The following is a 16,569-nucleotide window of genomic DNA, read 5'->3' as shown; positions in this document are numbered from 1 at the left end:
TATAGAGGAATTGCCGAAGATCATCCAGACGCTATACATTTATGCATGGCATCAAATATTGGTTGGGAGCTTTACCGGTCATTCCTCGGGGTACTCAAGGAAGGATCGTTGTCGGGGGCCGCACGGCAGCTCGGCATCACTCAACCTACGGTTGGGCGGCACATCGCTGCGCTGGAGAAATCCCTGAACGTGGTGCTGTTTACCCGCTCCGCCAGTGGCCTGCTGCCCACGGCGGTCGCCCTCACGCTGCGCACCCACGCCGAAACCATGGAAACCACCGCCGCCGCACTCGAACGTGCAGCCTCGCCCCAAGGCCCCGAAGTACGCGGCGTGGTACGGGTGTCTGCCAGCGAAGTGATCGGAGTGGAAGTCCTGCCGCCGATCATCACCCGCCTGCGCCAACAGCACCCGCACCTCAAGGTCGAACTGGTGCTGAGCAATCGCCTGCTGGACCTGCTGCAACTGGAGGCAGACATCGCTGTGCGAATGGTCCGACCCAGCCAGGAACAACTTCTGGCGAAAAGGATCGGCGTTATTGAAGTCGGCCTGCATGCGCGCAACGACTACCTGCAACAACATGGCATCCCCCAGAGCCTGAATGATCTCTCAGCTCATTCAGTCATCGGCTACGACCAGGAAAGCGCCTTCATCCGCAGCCTGGCCGTCAAAGGCTTCGAGCGCAGCGCCTTTTCCCTCAGCAGCGACAGCGACCTCGCACAACTGGCCCTGATCCGCGCCGGCGCCGGCATCGGTGGCTGCCAGGTCAAACTGGCCCGGCAAGACGCCCGCCTGAGCCGAGTGCTGCCGGACGCATTTGCCCTGCAACTGGACACCTGGGTCACCATGCACGAAGACCTGCGCAACAGCCCGCGCTGCCGCGTCACCTTTGACGCCCTGGTGGCCGGTTTGCAGCATTACGTACAGGATTGAGACAGCTTCGCTGGTGAAGAATCAGAGTCCCTCAAACCCTTCATAGACGCCCCCATGTCCGAAGCCTTCGAAGTCCCCAGCCCCCACGAAAAACACGTCGAACACGCCACCGAACATGCCCACCGCAGCGGGGACAATTTCGCCAGCCGCATCGCCGTGATGACCGCCATCATGGCCACCGTCGGCGCCATGCTCAGCTACCAGGCCGGCTCCACCGAAAGCGAAGCGGCGATGGACAAAAACAACGCCGCCATCTTCAAGACCGAAGCCGCCAACCAGTGGAACTACTACCAGGCCAAATCCAGCCGGCAGAACCTTGCGGAGCTGGCGACGCATATTCCGGGGGTTGATGCCAAGCACTACACCGACGAGATCGAGCGTTATAAAACCCAGAAGGAAGACGTGCGCAAACAGGCCGAAAAGCTCGAGGCCACCTCGAAGGAATGGGATGAAAAGTCAGAGCAGGCATTGCATCAACATCACCGCTGGGCACAGGCGATGACCGCGATTCAGATCGCGATTTCATTGGCTGCGATCACATTGCTGACAAGGAAGGAATGGTTGAAGCGCATGGCGTATACCGCCGGTGGTGTGAGTGTGGTGTTGGGTGGGATGGCGTGGTTGCATATTTAGGTTCCATCCTGCCATCGCTATATAGTAAAACGCATAACGCCTGACACTATAAAGCCGAGGAAAAGCCGGTGACCGCACAATCATCCAAGGAAGCTGTGGGCGTCGCCTACAGCATCGACTCAATGCGCTACGCCCAGGCCATGACTTGGCGCGCGATCGAAGCACTGTCCAAACTCATCCGCCCCGGCATGCTCGAATCCGAAGCCCGCGAGCTCGGCAAAAAAGTCCTCGCCGACCTCGACATGCAGCGCATCTGGCACCCGCTGCTGGTGCGCTTTGGCGCCAACACCCTCAGGACCTTCAAGGAACGCTCCGACGGCGACCCGGTGCTGGGGGAAAACGACATCTACTTCATCGACATGGGCGCCGTTTGGCAAGGCCATGAAGGTGATGCGGGGGCGACCTTCAGCACTGGCAACAACCCGGAGATGGCCGCGTGTGCGCGCGCAGCGAAAGAGTTGTTTGACCGGGTGGAACAGCGCTGGAGGAACGATAAAGTCGTCGGCCTGGAGCTGTATCGTTTTGCCGAAGAGCAAGCGAAGGAAATGGGTTGGGTGCTGAACCTCGACATCAAAGGGCACCGCGTCAGCGATTTCCCCCATGCGATTTACCGTGGCGGTGATCTTGGGGATTTTGACCAGTATCCGAATGAAGGGCTGTGGATCCTGGAGATCCAGATTGCGCACCCGAGCGCGGCTTATGGTGCGTTTTACGAAGATTTGCTGGCTTAATTTTTCAAGGAATAAAGATGGAACGCTCGACCGATTTTCCCGTGCTGTTGTTTTCCTACGGCACGCTGCAGGACAAGGCTGTGCAACTGTCCAACTTTGGGCGGGAGTTGGTGGGTCAGCAGGATGCGATGCTGGGGTATTCAAAAAGCTGGGTGGAGATTACCGATCCTGAGGTATTGGCGGCCAGCGGCAAGACCCATCATCCGATCGTTGCTCCCAGCGGGCGCAATGAAGACAGTGTTGAGGGGATGGTGTTTCAGATTACCGAGAAGGAGCTGGCGGCGGCGGATACGTATGAGGTGTCGGACTATAAGCGGGTTTCGGTGGGGTTGGCTTCGGGGTTGACGGCTTGGGTGTATGTGCAGGCTTGAGGGGGTGCAGTTGGTCAGTCGGAGTGATTTCCTACAGATCAATCTGAAAGCATGCCCTGCCCGCCTCGTAATGCTAGGTCTATAGTTCCTCGGTCGCCGTCATGGCGACCGAGTTTGGCGACTCGAAGACAAATCTGAAAACTAAAACTCTGCGAACCAGTTTTTCAGGCGGCGGCTGTTTTATGAAGGTCTAACTTGAAAAAAGGTTAGCTATTTTTCTATTTGTCTCAGATGGACTCCCGTATGAATCAATATATGGCACTCACCAGCAACGACTGCACCACACCCGCCCTTTTCGTAGACACAACAGCACCGCTGGATGTCCTGCTTGATGCTGCAAACTATCGGATTCGCGCCGTAACCCAAGTTCTAGAAAACCTGGCGCTGCGTGCAGAAATCAGTAGTGATACGGTCGTGCTGGGCGACTTTTCCTTGCTCTGCGCAATTCCGTTACGCGATGGATGCGATCTGCTGGATGTCATAGGTCGGAGGATGGCAGCGCAGTATTCCTGAACCCATTGGCTTGACCCCGCAAAAACGAAAAAGGGACGACCTCTCAGTCATCCCTTTTTGCGAACATTACCCAACCTAAACGCAACGTGTGCCACGAGCCTTATGCTCGTACTCCCACCCCTTACACGCCAACCCTACATGCTTGGGAATCAGAGCGGCCCCGCTGCTGTAGGAAGTAATGGTCCTACGAGTGAAGCCTAGTTCCACAGCCGCAGCGGAGAGCGACAGATTGTTGCTGAGCATCCACTTTCTGAAGTCCTGCGTCAGCATGACCTCGCCGGACTGTTCCAGCGCCAAACGATGCAAGGTGACGGAGGACAACTCCAGGTCATTGCCCCAAGTCACGTCAAAGCCCCACTCACCGACTTCAACCCGACCAAATAGAGCCAAGTCCTGAAGGGGTTTTAGAATCGGGAAGGTATTTATGTGATCAGTGAGATCAACGGTGTGCCGCTTACCGTTATTCCACTCAATTTCGATGGCATGCTTGCCGGCAACTGGTTGCACAGCAGAGATGCGAAGCTTGCTGGTCATAAGTCAGTTCCTCCGGTTTTGTTCATTCCATACGCGCCAAAGATCAGTGGTATGGACTTTTGCCCAAAGCAGGGCAGCTTTCAAGGCCTTGGTTTCGGCACCTTTGCCGAGAACCACCAGCCCTTCTATCTGAACCAACGACTCTCCGTCCGGCGTTTGCACGTGAAAGTGCGGCGGCGCGTGGTCGTCGGGATAGATTTTTATTTTCCAGTTTCGTTCACTGTGAAGGGTAGCCATGGGGACAGATGCTAGAGAAAATTTTTCTCTAGCACAACCCTGTATTCAAACCCCAGAAACCACAAAACCCCTGGCTTCTCTCGAAACCAGGGGTTTTGTTTACATCGAATTTGGCGGTGAAGGAGAGATTCGAACTCTCGATACAATTTCTTGTATACACACTTTCCAGGCGTGCTCCTTAAGCCACTCGGACACTTCACCGTATCTCGTCAAACTGATTCAGTCTGTCGAGGCGCGCTAATGTAGTCGAAAGCTTTTCCGATGGCAAAGGTTTTTTTCAGAATATTCATGCGCTTAGGCGGTTATGCCGTTCCAGACCTCTGCGGCGCCACGCACACCACGGCGATTCTGCCATTCTCGGGCACTCGCGGCGCTTGTCTATAGTAGCTGCTGCGCCTTGCCGAAGGCCGCCTGCGGGTGGGCATGGGGGAAAAGTCTGACTGGGTAGTCAGTCATGGCGCTTTACCAGGGCGGGCGCGGTGGGTAACGTCTGCCGTCTGTCCTTCTATTACAAGCATTACAAGGAATCGCGTCATGAGTGAGTTGATTGCCTACCACCTCGAAGACGGTATCGCGACCCTGACCCTGAGCAACGGCAAGGTGAATGCCATTTCGCCGGCAGTGGTCAGTGCGTTTAATCAAGCGCTGGATCAGGCCGAGAAGGATCGGGCGGTGGTGATCATCACGGGCACGCCGGGGATTTTGTCCGGTGGCTATGATTTGAAGGTGATGACCGCCGGCCCTAAAGAAGCCGTGAGCCTGGTGACGTCGGGCTCCACCCTCGCCCGCCGCCTGTTGTCGCACCCCTTCCCGGTGATCGTGGCGTGCCCCGGGCACGCGGTGGCCAAGGGGGCATTCCTGTTGTTGTCGGCGGATTACCGGATCGGTGTGGACGGGCCTTTCAGCATTGGCCTGAATGAAGTGATGATCGGCATGACCATGCACCACGCCGGGATCGAGCTGGCGCGGGATCGTCTGCGCAAGTCGGCGTTCCACCGTTCGGTGATCAATGCCGAGATGTTTAACCCGCAGGACGCGTTGAGCGCCGGGTTCCTGGACAAGGTGGTCGCGCCGGAAGCGTTGCAGGCAGCTGCACTGGAAGCGGCTCGCCAGTTGAAGAAGATCAATATGAACGCCCACAAGCACACCAAGCTGAAGGTGCGTAAGGCGCTGCTGGAAGCCCTGGATGACGCGATCATTCAGGATCAGGGGCACTTGGGTTAATCAAACCTACGCCTGCTGAATCGAAGCCCGACCTTGAGTCGGGCTTTTTCTTACAAAGAATTCCGGATTGCCTACAACCGCTCTAAACAGTGTCTGTCACAGCATGTTGAAACATGCGCTTAAACATCGCCTATCTCCTGACTCTATAGGGGCAATTGCCGAATACAGTGCACATCCGTACACTGCGCCACCTTTTGTCCCGATGGGCCGTGTCGATGCTTTTTTTGTTACGCATGTTGTTGATGGGCCTGCATTTTATGATTGCGGGCGTACTGGGCGTGCTGCTGGGGATCTGTCGGCCGTTCAATCCGGACAACAGCCGTTACTGCGCGCGCCTGTATGCGGTACCGGCGATGTGGCTATTGCGCCTGCGAGTGAAGGCCGATGTCGACTCGCTGCGTAACAAGTCCAGCAGTTGCGTGATCATCGCCAACCATCAATCCAACTACGACCTGTTTGTGTTCGGCACCGTGGTGCCGTACCGCACGGTGTGTATCGGCAAGAAGAGCCTGAAGTGGGTGCCGTTGTTCGGACAGTTGTTCTGGCTGGCGGGCAATGTGTTGATCGACCGGGGCAATGCGCACAAGGCGCGGCGTTCGATGCTGACCACCACCCACACCTTGCAGCATGCCGACACCTCGATCTGGGTGTTCCCGGAAGGCACGCGCAACTTCGGTGAAACCCTGCTGCCGTTCAAGAAAGGCGCGTTCCAGATGGCGATCGCCGCAGGCGTGCCGATTGTGCAGGTGTGTGTCAGCACCTATGTGAAGCAGATGAAGCTCAATCGCTGGAACAGTGGCGATATTCTGATTCGCTCGTTGCCGCCGATTCCTACGAAGGGGCTGACGATGGATGACATGCCGCTGTTAATGCAGACCTGTCGCGAGCAAATGCGCGACTGCATCGAGGCGATGGACCGCGAGCTGCAAACCACGCCTGCCATCACGGCTGAACCCCGCCGAATTTGCTGACTCTGATTGGGCAGGGCAGCTAAGCTGCCTGACAGTTGTCATCTGCCATTCAAGAAGAAGCGATCAGCACTATGGGTAGAGTTGTTGCGGCCGCCGTCTATAGCGCCGGAAAGAAAGTCACTGATATCACCCTCGACGAAGGCGCCGCGTGGGCCGCCAAGCCTGACCACTTTGTGTGGATCGGCCTGGAAGAGCCCAGCGCACTGGAACTGGCCAACCTGCAGCGCCAGTTCAACCTGCACGAACTGGCCATCGAAGACGCCCTGGAAAAACACAGCCGCCCCAAGCTTGAAACCTTCGGCGACGCGCTGTTTATCGTGACCTATTCGCCGGTGCGCGATAACGGCAAGCTGGAGTTTATCGAAACCCATATCTTTGCCGGCAACGGCTACATCATCACCGCCCGCAACGGCCACTCGGCATCCTACGGCTATGTGCGCCAGCGCTGTGAGGCGCGACCGCTGTTGCTGGAGCATGGGGAAGATTTCGTACTCTATGCGCTGCTGGATTTTGTTACCGAGAACTACCAGCCGGTGAGCGAGGCGATTCATGCCGAGGTCGATGAACTGGAGCGCAACGTATTGTGCAACTCCCTGAGTGAAGCGGATATCCAGAAGCTCCACGGCCTGCGCCGCGATGTCCTGCGACTGAAGCGCTATGTGGCACCGATGGTGGAGATCAGTCAGGAATTGCAGAAACTGAGCTTCCCGTTTATCGACAAGAACATGCGTCCGTACTTTCGCGATGTGCAGATTCACGTCACCCGGCAGATGGAAGACCTGACCACCTTGCGGGATATCGCCAGCCAGACCATCGAGATTGGGGTGTTGCTGGAAGCCTCGCGCCAAAGCGTGGTGCAACGCAAGTTTGCCGCGTGGGCAGCGATTCTGGCGTTCCCGACGGCGGTGGCCGGGATTTACGGGATGAACTTCCAGAACATGCCGGAGCTGCAGTGGCACTACGGCTATTTTGCGGTGCTGGGGTTTATTGCGGTGGGGTGTACAAGTTTGTGGGCCAGCTTCAAGCGTTCAGGCTGGCTGTAACAAACCCAGCTCAATTTGCTGAAGATCAAAAGTGTGGGAGCTGGCTTGCCTGCGATGCAGGCACCTCGGTTTGTCAGTTACACCAAGGTGATGCTATCGCAGGCAAGCCAGCTCCTACATTAATCTGCTTTGCCTTGAAGACCGTGCTTCTTGCCCTGGACGGTTTCAGGCCGCTCCTGCTTTTGGTTTGTGCGCCACAAACCGCATCATCCATTCCGCCACGGTGACGCCGTGGTGGTCTCGTTCCAGGCTGGCCACACCGTTGGTGTAGACCTTCTCCCCCAGCGTTGTCTGAAGAATCTCCAGCAACTCGCGGGAATAGTCGTGGATAAATTCCGGGTGGCCCTGGAAGCACAGCACCTGGTCTTCAATGTGGTACGCCGCAAACGGGCAGAACTCGCTGGAGGCGATCACGGTGGCGTTTTCCGGCAAGGTGGTGACCTGGTCCTGGTGGCTGATCAACAGCGTCAGTTCTTCCACCACCGGGCTCATCCACGGTGCCTTGGCGTTCAGTTTGTAGTCATGGATGCCCATGCCCCAGCCCTTGGTCGCCCGCTCGGTCTTGCCACCCAACAGCAGCGCCAGCAACTGGTGGCCGAAGCAGATGCCGATCAGCTTGTCGCCGTGGGCATGGCGGTCCAGCAGGTAGGTCTTGAGGGTCTGGATCCACGGATCGGTGCCAAATGAGTCGGCCTTGCTGCCCGTCACCAGGTACGCGTCGAACACTTCTTCATCCGCCGGGTATTCACCCTGCACCACGTTATAGATGACGAACTCGGCGGCAATCGGCTGTTTGGAGAACAGGCGCTTGAACATCTGCCCGTACCCTTGGTACTGATCGATCAGCCCAGGACGCAGGATATCGGTTTCCAGGATGCACACGCGTAACGACATAAAAAATACCTGACACGGCGATGGGAATAATGAACACCCCCAGAGCCTGCCTTGAAATACCCTTTCAAGGCAAGCCCCGCACATGCCCAAAAGCGTCAGAAGGTCGCGTTCTGTGCAGCTTTCTCCAACAGCAGCGCCGGCGGCGTGAAGCGCTCACCATATTGCTCGGCCAGGTAACGGGCGCGGGCGATGAAGTCGTTCAGGCCGTACTGGTTGATGAATTGCAGCGCCCCGCCGCTCCAGGCGGCGAAGCCGATACCGAAGATCGAGCCGACGTTGGCATCCGCCGTCGACATCAGCACGCCCTCCTCCACACAGCGCACGGTTTCAATGGCTTGGATGAACAGCAAGCGGTCACGTACGTCCTGGGCCGAGATCCGTTGCTCAGGCTTTTCAAAGCGGTTTTTCAACTCAGGCCACAGGTGTTTCTGCCCGCCCGCCGGGTACTCGTAGAAACCGCCACCCGCCGCCTTGCCCGGGCGCTTGTATTCAATGAGCAATAGGTCGATCACGGCAAACGCCGGGTGCTGCGGTAACGGCTTGCCCTCGGCCTGTAGGTCCTTGGCCGTCTGTTGACGGATATGGCTCATCAGGCTGAGGGAAACTTCGTCAGAGACCGCCAGCGGCCCCACCGGCATCCCGGCCTTGCGCGTCTCGGTCTCGATCATCGGTGCGGCCACGCCTTCGCCGAGCATGGCGATACCTTCATTGGTGAAGGTGCCGAACACCCTTGAAGTGAAGAAGCCGCGGCTGTCGTTGACCACGATCGGGGTTTTCTTGATTTGCAGTACGAAGTCGAATCCCCGCGCCAGGGTTTCGTCGCTGGTGCGGGCGCCCTTGATGATTTCCACCAGGGGCATTTTGTCCACCGGGCTGAAGAAATGCAGGCCGATAAACTTGCCCTGGTCTGGAACGGCGGTGGCTAACCCGCTGATGGGCAAGGTGGAGGTGTTGGAGGCGATCACCGCTTCGGCACCCACCACGTTTTGCGCGGCCGCCGAGACCTTGGCCTTGAGTTCCCGATCCTCGAAGACGGCTTCGATGATCAGGTCGCAGCCGGCAAGATCGGCGTCGGATTCGGTAGGAACAATCCGCGCGAGGATGGTTTCCCGCTGTTCGGCGGTCAATTGCCCACGCCCGACCTTCTTGTCCAGCAACGTGGCCGAGTGGGCCTTGCCCTTCTCTGCCGCCGCCTGGCTGACGTCCTTGAGCACCACCTCAATGCCCGCCGAGGCGCTGACGTAGGCAATGCCCGCGCCCATCATCCCGGCGCCGAGCACGCCGACCTTGCGTGTTACATAAGGTGCAAAGCCCTTGGGCCGCGAACTGCCGGCATTGATTTCATTGAGCTGGAACCAGAAGGTGCCAATCATGTTTTTCGCCACTTGCCCGGTGACCAGCTCGGTGAAGTAGCGGGTCTCGATCAAGTGCGCGGTGTCGAAATCCACCTGGGCACCTTCCACGGCGGCGCAGAGGATTTTTTCCGGGGCCGGGAAGCAGCCGTTGGTTTTGGCGCGCAGGATCGATGGCGCAATGGCGAGCATTTGCGCGACTTTCGGGTTGGACGGCGTACCACCCGGGATCTGGTAGCCCTTGATGTCCCAACGCTGTTTCGCCTCGGGGTTGGCCAGAATCCACGCCCGGGACTTGGCCAGCAGCTCGTCACGGTCTGCCGCCAGTTCATCAATCAACCCGGCTTGCAGCGCCTGCTGCGGCGTAATCTTTTTGCCTTCCAGCAAGTAGGGCAAGGCTTTTTCCAGGCCCAGCATCCGCACCATGCGCACCACACCGCCGCCACCCGGCAAAAGCCCGAGGGTGACTTCCGGCAGGCCAATCTGTACCGACTTGTGGTCCAGCGCCACACGGTGCTGGCACGCCAGGCAGATCTCCCAGCCACCGCCCAGCGCTGCGCCGTTGATCGCGGCCACTACCGGTTTGCCGAGGGTTTCCAGGGTGCGCAGTTGCGCCTTCAGCACCAGCACGCTGTCGTAGAAATCCTTGGCGTGGGGCTTGTCGACCTTGATCAGTTCATTAAGGTCGCCGCCGGCAAAGAAGGTCTTCTTCGCCGAGGTGATGATCACGCCCGCAATCGAATCCTTCTCGGCGTCCAGGCGGGCTACGGTGGCCGCCATGGCCTCGCGGTACACCCCGTTCATGGTGTTGGCGCTCTGGCCGGGCATGTCGATGGTCAGCACCACAATCTGGTCCTGGCCCTTTTCGTAACGAATGGCATCGGTCATGACTGATTCCTTAGGCTCAGAGGCGTTCGATGATAGTGGCGATACCCATGCCGCCGCCGACACACAGGGTGGCCAGGCCATAACGCTGCTGGCGCACCTCCAGCTCATCGAGCAAGGTGCCGAGAATCGCGCAGCCCGTGGCGCCCAGCGGGTGGCCCATGGCGATGGAGCCACCGTTGACGTTGACCCGGGCGGCGTCGATGCCCATGTCCTTGATGAACTTGAGCACCACCGACGCAAACGCTTCGTTGACCTCGAACAGGTCGATGTCTTCAACCCGCAAACCCGCCTTGGCCAGTGCCTTGCGGGTTGCCGGTGCCGGGCCGGTCAACATGATGGTGGGGTCGGTACTGGTGACAGCGGTGGCGACGATCCGCGCCCGGGGTTGCAGGCCGAGTTCGCGACCTTTGGCTTCAGAACCGATCAGCATAAGCGCCGCGCCATCGACGATCCCGGAACTGTTGCCCGGTGTGTGCACGTGGTTGATGCGCTCGACGTGGCTATAGACTCGCAACGCCGTGGCGTCGAAGCCCATCTGGCCCATCATTTCGAAGCTGGGCTTGAGTTTGCCCAGGCCTTCGAGGGTGGAGTCGGCACGGATGAATTCGTCCTGATCCAGCAGCACAATGCCATTTTGGTCCTGCACGGCGATCAGCGACTTGTTGAAGGAACCGTCTGATCTGGCCCGCGCCGCTTTCTGCTGTGAGTGCAGGGCAAAGGCGTCGACGTCCTGGCGGGTGAAGCCTTCCAGGGTGGCGATCAGGTCGGCACCGATGCCTTGCGGGGTGAAGTGGCTGTGCATATTGGTTTGCGGGTCGAGCACCCAGGCGCCGCCGTCACTGCCCATGGGCACTCGGGACATGGACTCGACGCCGCCCACCACCACGAGGTCTTCAAAGCCGGAGCGCACTTTCATCGCGCCGAGGTTCACGGCTTCCAGGCCCGAGGCGCAAAACCGGTTGATCTGCACACCGGCGACGCTGATATCCCAGTCCGCCACCAACGCGGCGGTCTTGGCGATGTCGGCGCCCTGGTCGCCAATCGGTGTGACACAGCCCAGGACGATGTCATCCACTTGCCGGGTGTCGAGGTCGGTGCGCTGTTGCAGTGCCGTCAGCAAACCGGCCACCAGGTTCACCGGCTTGACGCTGTGCAGGGCGCCATCCGCCTTGCCTTTGCCCCGGGGCGTGCGTATCGCATCAAAGATCAAAGCTTGGGTCATGACGTCCTCGAATCACTATGCAACGAATCGTGCCCTTACCTTAGGCGCCGGGGCGCCGGATTCAATGACCGAACCGCTCATTGACCTTGACGCTCACGCTCAGACGAACGGTAGGAGGCTACGGGAATCGGCTGATTAATCGTTTTAGCTGTCTAGCCGTAGGGCTGGCGTCTGGCTGGCAATTGGCCTCATGCCTTTTTAATAATTTTTCTTCAGGTGATGAGACGAAATGGATCTAAGCCATGTAGAACGAGGGCTCTAAGGTTGAATCTGTAAGAGAAGTTAAAGGTTGCTGCCGGGTTTTGCTGGAGCACCTGTAGGAACTGTAAGAAAAGAGTCATGTAGCACCGTCATAGTTGAATCGACCGGCACGCATTTGACGCTCAGGAATAACAACAAAAGGCAGTCAGCCATGTTCAAGCATTCGAAAGTACGTCAGGCGGGACTTATTCTGTTCGCCACCACCCTGATTCTGATCTTGCCCAACCTCACCAAGGTCATTGGGTGACCTCTCACACCCCACATTCTGCGCAGACACAGCGCCAGGATCGCAGCCTTTGGCAGCGCCTTTCGGGATATTGCGTATAGCGATCCCGTCAGGGGCTGCCGTTTTGCGCGCCGAGATTTTGTGATTTTGCGGTATCGTGAGTTCCACCGCCTTTTCCGATATGTGGCCCTTCCTTGAAACAGATCATCGTCCTCCTGATCCTGCTGCTGGCCTTGCCGGCGCACGCCGCGAAATTGACCGTCGAGCTGGATCACGCCAGCAAAACCTGGGAAACCACCGAACTGCTCAAGCGTCCGGATGTGCAGACGGTGCAGATCGTTGATGACGTTTCCTACAAGCGCAATATGACGTATCGCGCAGTGCCGCTGGCAGCACTGTTGCCGGGCATCACGCCGGAAAATCATCTGCAGGCAGTGGCCCTCGACGGCTTTGCCGCGGAACTGACGGCGGCACCGCTGCTATCAAAAAGCGGCGCGCGGGCCTGGCTGGCGGTGGAAGATCCGGCGCATCCGTGGCCGCCACTGGCAGACGGCAAGCCCAGTGCCGGGCCGTTTTATCTGGTGTGGACCGATCCACAAGCCGGGCATATCAGCCCTGAGCAATGGCCGTTTCAGATTTCCGGGATCAAGCAGTTGAAGACGGTGGCGGAGCGCTTCCCGGCGTTGTTGCCGGATCCGAAACTGGCGGCGAATGACCCGGTGAATCAGGGGTTCGCACTGTTCCAGAAGAACTGCCTGGCATGTCATCGCCTGAACGGGGCCGGCGATGCGCAGGTGGGGCCGGACCTGAATATTCCTTACAACCCCACTGAATATTTTGCCGGGGATTTCCTCAAGCGCTACATCCGCGATCCGCAAAGCATGCGGCACTGGCCACAGGCGAAGATGCCGGCGTTTGCCACCAGCGTGTTGCCGGATGCGGACCTGGATCTGCTGGTGGGGTATTTGAAGCATATGGCGGGCAGAAAGCAGCCTTAAGGCTCGGGTAAACCTGTGGCGAGGGAGCTTGCTCCCGCTGGGCTGCGCAGCAGCCCCAATCAGACAATCGCATTTCTCCAGACAGAACTCGGGGGCATGCCTTGGGGCCGCTTCGCGGCCCAGCGGGAGCAAGCTCCCTCGCCACAAAAAGTTTTCCTGGCACGGAGAGCTTTCCTGCTACACAGAGCTCCCCCTCTCCCTGGATCCTACTGCTGCTGCACCGAAATCACCGGTGTCGGCGCTACAAATACCTTCGCATGCATCTGCTCATGCCCTCCCCCACGACGCATGCCTCGTACCGGGCAGGCGTCCAGGTAATCCAGACCCACCGCCAGCTTCAAATGCCGCTCCGGCCGCGCCAGTTGATTGGTCACGTCAAAACTGTACCAGGCGTCATCCAGCCACGCTTCAGCCCAGGCATGGCTGGCGAGGTGCTCGCAGTCTTCGCTATACAAATACCCCGACACATAACGCGCCGGAATCCCCAGGCTGCGGGCACAGGCGAGGAAGGCGTGGGTGTGGTCCTGGCACACCCCGGCACGCCCGGCAAACGCCTTGGCCGCACAGGTGTCGACTTCGGTAGAACCCGGCGAATAGGTCATGTACTGGTTCAGCGCGTGCATCAGGTCGATCAATGCGCTGCGGTCGCGGCGTTGATGGCAATGCTTTTCGGCAAAGCTGCGCAGGGCCTCGTCCGGCTCGGTCAACCGGGTGCAGCGCAGGAACGGGAAGGCCGACTGGCTTTCATGTTCGGCCTCGCGCAATTCGTCGATATCCACCTGGCCACGGGCGCCAATGATGATGGCTTCGTGGGGCTCGTCCAGGGTCAACACGTGCAGGATGTTGCCGAACGGGTCCAGTTGCGCCCGTACCGGCCGGGGCAAGTCCAACTGCCAACTGAGGACATGCTGGCGCTCGCTGTCGTGGGGCGTGAGCCGCAGGTACTGGATGCTGGCACGCACCTGGTCTTCGTAGTGGTAGGTGGTTTCGTGGCTGATGGAAAGTCTCATGCCGCCTCCAGGTAGGAACTGTAAATAGCATCGCCCAACTCGCGCACGAGCGGGATGAAGTCGGTCAGCCAAGCGTGCAGGCCTTCCTCGAGAATTTCGTCGATGGCGGTATAGCGCAGGCGTGCGTCCATTTCCGCTGCCAGGCGTTGGGCCGGGCGACCGTTGATGCCGGGCAGGCTGCCAAGGATCTGGTCGATCTCTTCACTGCAGGCCCGCAGCGACCGCGGCACGTCGGCGCGCAGCAGCAACAGCTCGGCGACTTGTCGGGCGCCGGGGGCATCACGGTAGATTTCGGTGTAGGCCTCGAACGACGACAACGCCCGCAACAACGCACTCCATTGATAGTAGGCATGGGCGGTACCATCGGTGACCGCTTCGGCCTGGTCGCCGGCCATTTCATAGCGGGCGTCGAGCAAGCGCAGGGTGTTGTCGGCGCGCTCGATAAAGGTGCCCAGGCGAATAAAACGAAAGGCGTCGTTACGCATGATGGTGCCGTAGGTGGCACCACGGAACAGGTGGGACCGCTCCTTGACCCACTCGCAGAACCGGCTCATGCCGTAGCGGCTCAGGCCTTGCTGGGCGATGTCGCGAATCTCCAGCCAGGTGGCGTTGATGTTTTCCCACATGTCGGCGGTGATTCGCCCACGCACGGCATGGGCACTGGCGCGTGCAGCGCCGAGGCAGCTGTAGATGCTGGCCGGGTTGGCAGCATCCAGGGCGAAGAAGTGCAGCAGGCGTTCGGCGTGCAGTTCACCGTGGCGCTCGCGGTAATCGTCGAGGGTGCCGGTGATCAGCAGCGGCATCGCCAGTTCATGCAGGCCATCGCCGCGCCCGTCCTGTGGCATCAGCGACAGCGAATAACTGACATCGAGCATCCGCGCGAGGTTTTCCGCGCGCTCCAGGTAGCGCGACATCCAATACAAATCCGAGGCAGTTCTACTCAACATATTTCAATCCTCGACCACCCAGGTGTCTTTGGTGCCGCCGCCCTGGGACGAGTTGACCACCAGCGAGCCTTCCCGCAGCGCCACACGAGTCAGGCCGCCGGGCACCACACGGGTTTCCTTGCCTTGCAGCACAAACGGGCGCAGGTCGATGTGGCGTGGCGCGATGCCGTTTTCGACGAAGGTCGGGCATGTCGACAGGCACAGGGTCGGTTGCGCGATATAGGCGTGGGGCTTGGCCTTGATACGTGCGCGGAAGGCTTCGATTTCCGCCGCCGAGGCGGCCGGGCCGACCAACATGCCATAGCCACCGGAGCCCTGGGTTTCCTTCACCACCAGTTGCGGAAGGTTGGCCAGTACGTGGGACAGTTCACTGGGATTACGGCACTGGAACGTCGGAACATTCTTCAGGATCGGTTCTTCATCCAGGTAAAAACGGATCATCTCGGTGACGAAGGGGTACACCGACTTGTCATCCGCCACCCCGGTGCCGATGGCATTGGCCAACACCACGTTGCCCGAGCGATACGCCGCCAACAGGCCCGGTACGCCGAGCATGGAGTCCGGGTTGAAGGCCAGCGGGTCGAGGAACGCGTCGTCGAGGCGACGGTAGATCACATCCACCGCCTTGGGACCATCGGTGGTGCGCATGAACACGCGGTCATCACGCACGAACAGGTCGGCGCCTTCCACCAGTTCCACGCCCATTTCCCGGGCCAGGAATGCATGCTCGAAGAACGCACTGTTGAAACGCCCAGGCGTCAGCACCACCACACTGGGATTATCCAGCGGACTGGAGCTTTTCAGGGTGTCGAGCAACAGGTTGGGATAGTGGTCGATGGGCGCGATGCGCTGGGCCGCGAACAGTTCGGGGAACAGGCGCATCATCATCTTGCGGTCTTCGAGCATGTAGCTCACGCCGCTGGGGGTACGCAGATTGTCTTCGAGGACGTAGTAAGTGCCGTCGCCATCGCGTACGAGGTCGACACCTGAGATGTGGGAATAGATATCCCGATGCAGGTCCAGGCCCTGCATCGCCAACTGGTACTGCTCGTTGGCCAGGACTTGCTCGGCGGGGATGATCCCGGCCTTGATAATGCGTTGTTCGTGGTAGAGGTCGGCGAGGAACATGTTCAGCGCCTTGACCCGCTGGATGCAGCCGCGCTCGACGATCCGCCATTCACTGGCCGGGATGCTGCGGGGGATCGTGTCGAAGGGGATCAGGCGCTCGGTACCTTGCTCATCGCCATACAAGGTGAAGGTGATACCGGCCCGGTGAAACAGCAAATCGGCTTCGCGCCGGCGCTGGGCCAGCAGTTCGGCCGGCGTGTCGGCCAACCAGCGGGCGAATTCGCGGTAATGGGGGCGCACCTGCCCTGCCCCGTCGTACATCTCATCATAATAAGTGCGGATCATGCCGTACTCCTTGTCACCCGGACGCCAGAACCATCGCAAGGCCCGTGCCAGCGGCATAAACACTTAAGTATCAATCAGTTGGATATAGACGCAGGTCTCATCGCACCGTCCCGGTGCAGCAAATGCCCGCTGTCATGGGCGGCGCCTCATTGCAATGCAGGCCATGACTAT

The 16,569-nt window shown here is 59.3% G+C and carries 17 protein-coding genes and 1 tRNA gene; 9 read left to right on the top strand and 9 right to left on the bottom strand.

The annotated features are described in order from the left end of the window. Positions 1–45: 45 nt before the first annotated feature. The 5 genes from HX817_RS24145 (at position 46) to HX817_RS24125 (ending at position 3,178) form a co-directional block, all read left to right on the top strand. Positions 46–930 (top strand): LysR family transcriptional regulator, encoded by an 885-nt coding sequence (locus HX817_RS24145; protein ID WP_087692749.1) that lies wholly within the window; start codon positions 46–48, stop codon positions 928–930. A 54-nt stretch (positions 931–984) separates the two neighbouring features. Further along, on the top strand, positions 985–1,563 hold the full coding sequence (locus tag HX817_RS24140) for a DUF4337 domain-containing protein (RefSeq protein ID WP_008434886.1): 579 nt from the start codon (positions 985–987) through the stop codon (positions 1,561–1,563). Positions 1,564–1,631: 68 nt separating this feature from the next. Continuing rightward, the gene (locus HX817_RS24135; protein ID WP_177041414.1) at positions 1,632–2,294 is read left to right on the top strand and encodes a M24 family metallopeptidase; all 663 of its coding nucleotides are present in this window, start codon (positions 1,632–1,634) and stop codon (positions 2,292–2,294) included. Between the two features lie 17 nt (positions 2,295–2,311). After that, on the top strand, positions 2,312–2,665 hold the full coding sequence (locus tag HX817_RS24130) for a gamma-glutamylcyclotransferase family protein (protein ID WP_177041412.1): 354 nt from the start codon (positions 2,312–2,314) through the stop codon (positions 2,663–2,665). Positions 2,666–2,908: 243 nt separating this feature from the next. Continuing rightward, positions 2,909–3,178 carry a short-chain dehydrogenase gene (locus tag HX817_RS24125; RefSeq protein ID WP_087692753.1) on the top strand — a complete coding sequence of 90 codons (270 nt, stop codon included), beginning with the start codon at positions 2,909–2,911 and terminating at the stop codon, positions 3,176–3,178. A gap of 75 nt (positions 3,179–3,253) precedes the next feature. Here HX817_RS24125 and HX817_RS24120 read toward each other — a convergent pair whose 3' ends face one another. From HX817_RS24120 to HX817_RS24110, 3 genes are all read right to left on the bottom strand, one after another. Beyond that, complete coding sequence (locus tag HX817_RS24120) at positions 3,254–3,712, bottom strand: DUF2442 domain-containing protein (RefSeq protein WP_087692754.1); 459 nt, start codon at positions 3,710–3,712, stop codon at positions 3,254–3,256. A 3-nt stretch (positions 3,713–3,715) separates the two neighbouring features. Beyond that, complete coding sequence (locus tag HX817_RS24115; protein WP_087692755.1) at positions 3,716–3,949, bottom strand: DUF4160 domain-containing protein; 234 nt, start codon at positions 3,947–3,949, stop codon at positions 3,716–3,718. A 111-nt stretch (positions 3,950–4,060) separates the two neighbouring features. After that, positions 4,061–4,150: transfer RNA gene (locus tag HX817_RS24110), tRNA-Ser, on the bottom strand. Positions 4,151–4,483: 333 nt separating this feature from the next. Here HX817_RS24110 and HX817_RS24105 point away from each other — a divergent pair. The 3 genes from HX817_RS24105 to HX817_RS24095 all read left to right on the top strand — a co-directional run bounded on the left by HX817_RS24105 (position 4,484) and on the right by HX817_RS24095 (position 7,187). After that, positions 4,484–5,173: a crotonase/enoyl-CoA hydratase family protein gene (locus HX817_RS24105; protein WP_102604813.1), complete on the top strand. Its 690-nt coding sequence runs from the start codon at positions 4,484–4,486 to the stop codon at positions 5,171–5,173. A gap of 215 nt (positions 5,174–5,388) precedes the next feature. Beyond that, positions 5,389–6,144, top strand: coding sequence for a 1-acyl-sn-glycerol-3-phosphate acyltransferase (locus HX817_RS24100; protein ID WP_177041410.1), 756 nt, complete (start codon positions 5,389–5,391; stop codon positions 6,142–6,144). Positions 6,145–6,215: 71 nt separating this feature from the next. Continuing rightward, positions 6,216–7,187 (top strand): magnesium and cobalt transport protein CorA, encoded by a 972-nt coding sequence (locus HX817_RS24095; RefSeq protein WP_004371189.1) that lies wholly within the window; start codon positions 6,216–6,218, stop codon positions 7,185–7,187. Positions 7,188–7,352: 165 nt separating this feature from the next. On the opposite strand, the gene HX817_RS24090 is transcribed toward HX817_RS24095, so the two are convergent. The 3 genes from HX817_RS24090 to HX817_RS24080 form a co-directional block, all read right to left on the bottom strand. Further along, the gene (locus HX817_RS24090; RefSeq protein ID WP_177041408.1) at positions 7,353–8,081 is read right to left on the bottom strand and encodes an amidotransferase; all 729 of its coding nucleotides are present in this window, start codon (positions 8,079–8,081) and stop codon (positions 7,353–7,355) included. A 95-nt stretch (positions 8,082–8,176) separates the two neighbouring features. Continuing rightward, positions 8,177–10,321 (bottom strand): 3-hydroxyacyl-CoA dehydrogenase NAD-binding domain-containing protein, encoded by a 2,145-nt coding sequence (locus HX817_RS24085; RefSeq protein ID WP_177041406.1) that lies wholly within the window; start codon positions 10,319–10,321, stop codon positions 8,177–8,179. Between the two features lie 16 nt (positions 10,322–10,337). Then, positions 10,338–11,543, bottom strand: a complete 1,206-nt coding sequence (locus HX817_RS24080) for an acetyl-CoA C-acetyltransferase (protein ID WP_008434901.1) — start codon at positions 11,541–11,543, stop codon at positions 10,338–10,340. 681 nt (positions 11,544–12,224) lie between these two features. Here HX817_RS24080 and HX817_RS24075 point away from each other — a divergent pair. Beyond that, positions 12,225–13,028 carry a cytochrome c gene (locus tag HX817_RS24075; protein WP_177041404.1) on the top strand — a complete coding sequence of 268 codons (804 nt, stop codon included), beginning with the start codon at positions 12,225–12,227 and terminating at the stop codon, positions 13,026–13,028. Positions 13,029–13,234: 206 nt separating this feature from the next. On the opposite strand, the gene HX817_RS24070 is transcribed toward HX817_RS24075, so the two are convergent. From HX817_RS24070 to HX817_RS24060, 3 genes are read right to left on the bottom strand one after another with little or no spacing between them, the layout of a single operon-like run. Then, positions 13,235–14,038, bottom strand: a complete 804-nt coding sequence (locus tag HX817_RS24070; RefSeq protein ID WP_004371203.1) for a transglutaminase family protein — start codon at positions 14,036–14,038, stop codon at positions 13,235–13,237. Continuing rightward, positions 14,035–14,985, bottom strand: a complete 951-nt coding sequence (locus tag HX817_RS24065) for an alpha-E domain-containing protein (RefSeq protein ID WP_004371204.1) — start codon at positions 14,983–14,985, stop codon at positions 14,035–14,037. The genes HX817_RS24070 and HX817_RS24065 overlap by 4 nt, the downstream gene beginning before the upstream one ends. A gap of 3 nt (positions 14,986–14,988) precedes the next feature. After that, positions 14,989–16,398 (bottom strand): circularly permuted type 2 ATP-grasp protein, encoded by a 1,410-nt coding sequence (locus HX817_RS24060; RefSeq protein WP_004371206.1) that lies wholly within the window; start codon positions 16,396–16,398, stop codon positions 14,989–14,991. Positions 16,399–16,569: the final 171 nt, after the last annotated feature.

The organism is Pseudomonas sp. C6002, from assembly GCF_013385805.1.
GTDB lineage: Bacteria > Pseudomonadota > Gammaproteobacteria > Pseudomonadales > Pseudomonadaceae > Aquipseudomonas.
The sequence above is the reverse complement of the archived record's forward strand: the minus strand, read 5'-3'. Positions and strand labels throughout refer to the sequence as shown.

Bases quoted from the DNA above. Each gene is read 5' to 3' on its own strand.
- HX817_RS24085 (WP_177041406.1), bottom strand. From the start codon at position 10,321: ATGACCGATGCCATTCGTTACGAAAAGGGCCAGGACCAGATTGTGGTG.
- HX817_RS24130 (WP_177041412.1), top strand. From the start codon at position 2,312: ATGGAACGCTCGACCGATTTTCCCGTGCTGTTGTTTTCCTACGGCACG.
- HX817_RS24125 (WP_087692753.1), top strand. From the start codon at position 2,909: ATGAATCAATATATGGCACTCACCAGCAACGACTGCACCACACCCGCC.
- HX817_RS24120 (WP_087692754.1), bottom strand. From the start codon at position 3,712: ATGACCAGCAAGCTTCGCATCTCTGCTGTGCAACCAGTTGCCGGCAAG.
- HX817_RS24095 (WP_004371189.1), top strand. From the start codon at position 6,216: ATGGGTAGAGTTGTTGCGGCCGCCGTCTATAGCGCCGGAAAGAAAGTC.
- HX817_RS24065 (WP_004371204.1), bottom strand. From the start codon at position 14,985: ATGTTGAGTAGAACTGCCTCGGATTTGTATTGGATGTCGCGCTACCTG.
- HX817_RS24145 (WP_087692749.1), top strand. From the start codon at position 46: ATGGCATCAAATATTGGTTGGGAGCTTTACCGGTCATTCCTCGGGGTA.
- HX817_RS24140 (WP_008434886.1), top strand. From the start codon at position 985: ATGTCCGAAGCCTTCGAAGTCCCCAGCCCCCACGAAAAACACGTCGAA.
- HX817_RS24090 (WP_177041408.1), bottom strand. From the start codon at position 8,081: ATGTCGTTACGCGTGTGCATCCTGGAAACCGATATCCTGCGTCCTGGG.
- HX817_RS24070 (WP_004371203.1), bottom strand. From the start codon at position 14,038: ATGAGACTTTCCATCAGCCACGAAACCACCTACCACTACGAAGACCAG.
- HX817_RS24105 (WP_102604813.1), top strand. From the start codon at position 4,484: ATGAGTGAGTTGATTGCCTACCACCTCGAAGACGGTATCGCGACCCTG.
- HX817_RS24060 (WP_004371206.1), bottom strand. From the start codon at position 16,398: ATGATCCGCACTTATTATGATGAGATGTACGACGGGGCAGGGCAGGTG.
- HX817_RS24115 (WP_087692755.1), bottom strand. From the start codon at position 3,949: ATGGCTACCCTTCACAGTGAACGAAACTGGAAAATAAAAATCTATCCC.
- HX817_RS24100 (WP_177041410.1), top strand. From the start codon at position 5,389: ATGCTTTTTTTGTTACGCATGTTGTTGATGGGCCTGCATTTTATGATT.
- HX817_RS24080 (WP_008434901.1), bottom strand. From the start codon at position 11,543: ATGACCCAAGCTTTGATCTTTGATGCGATACGCACGCCCCGGGGCAAA.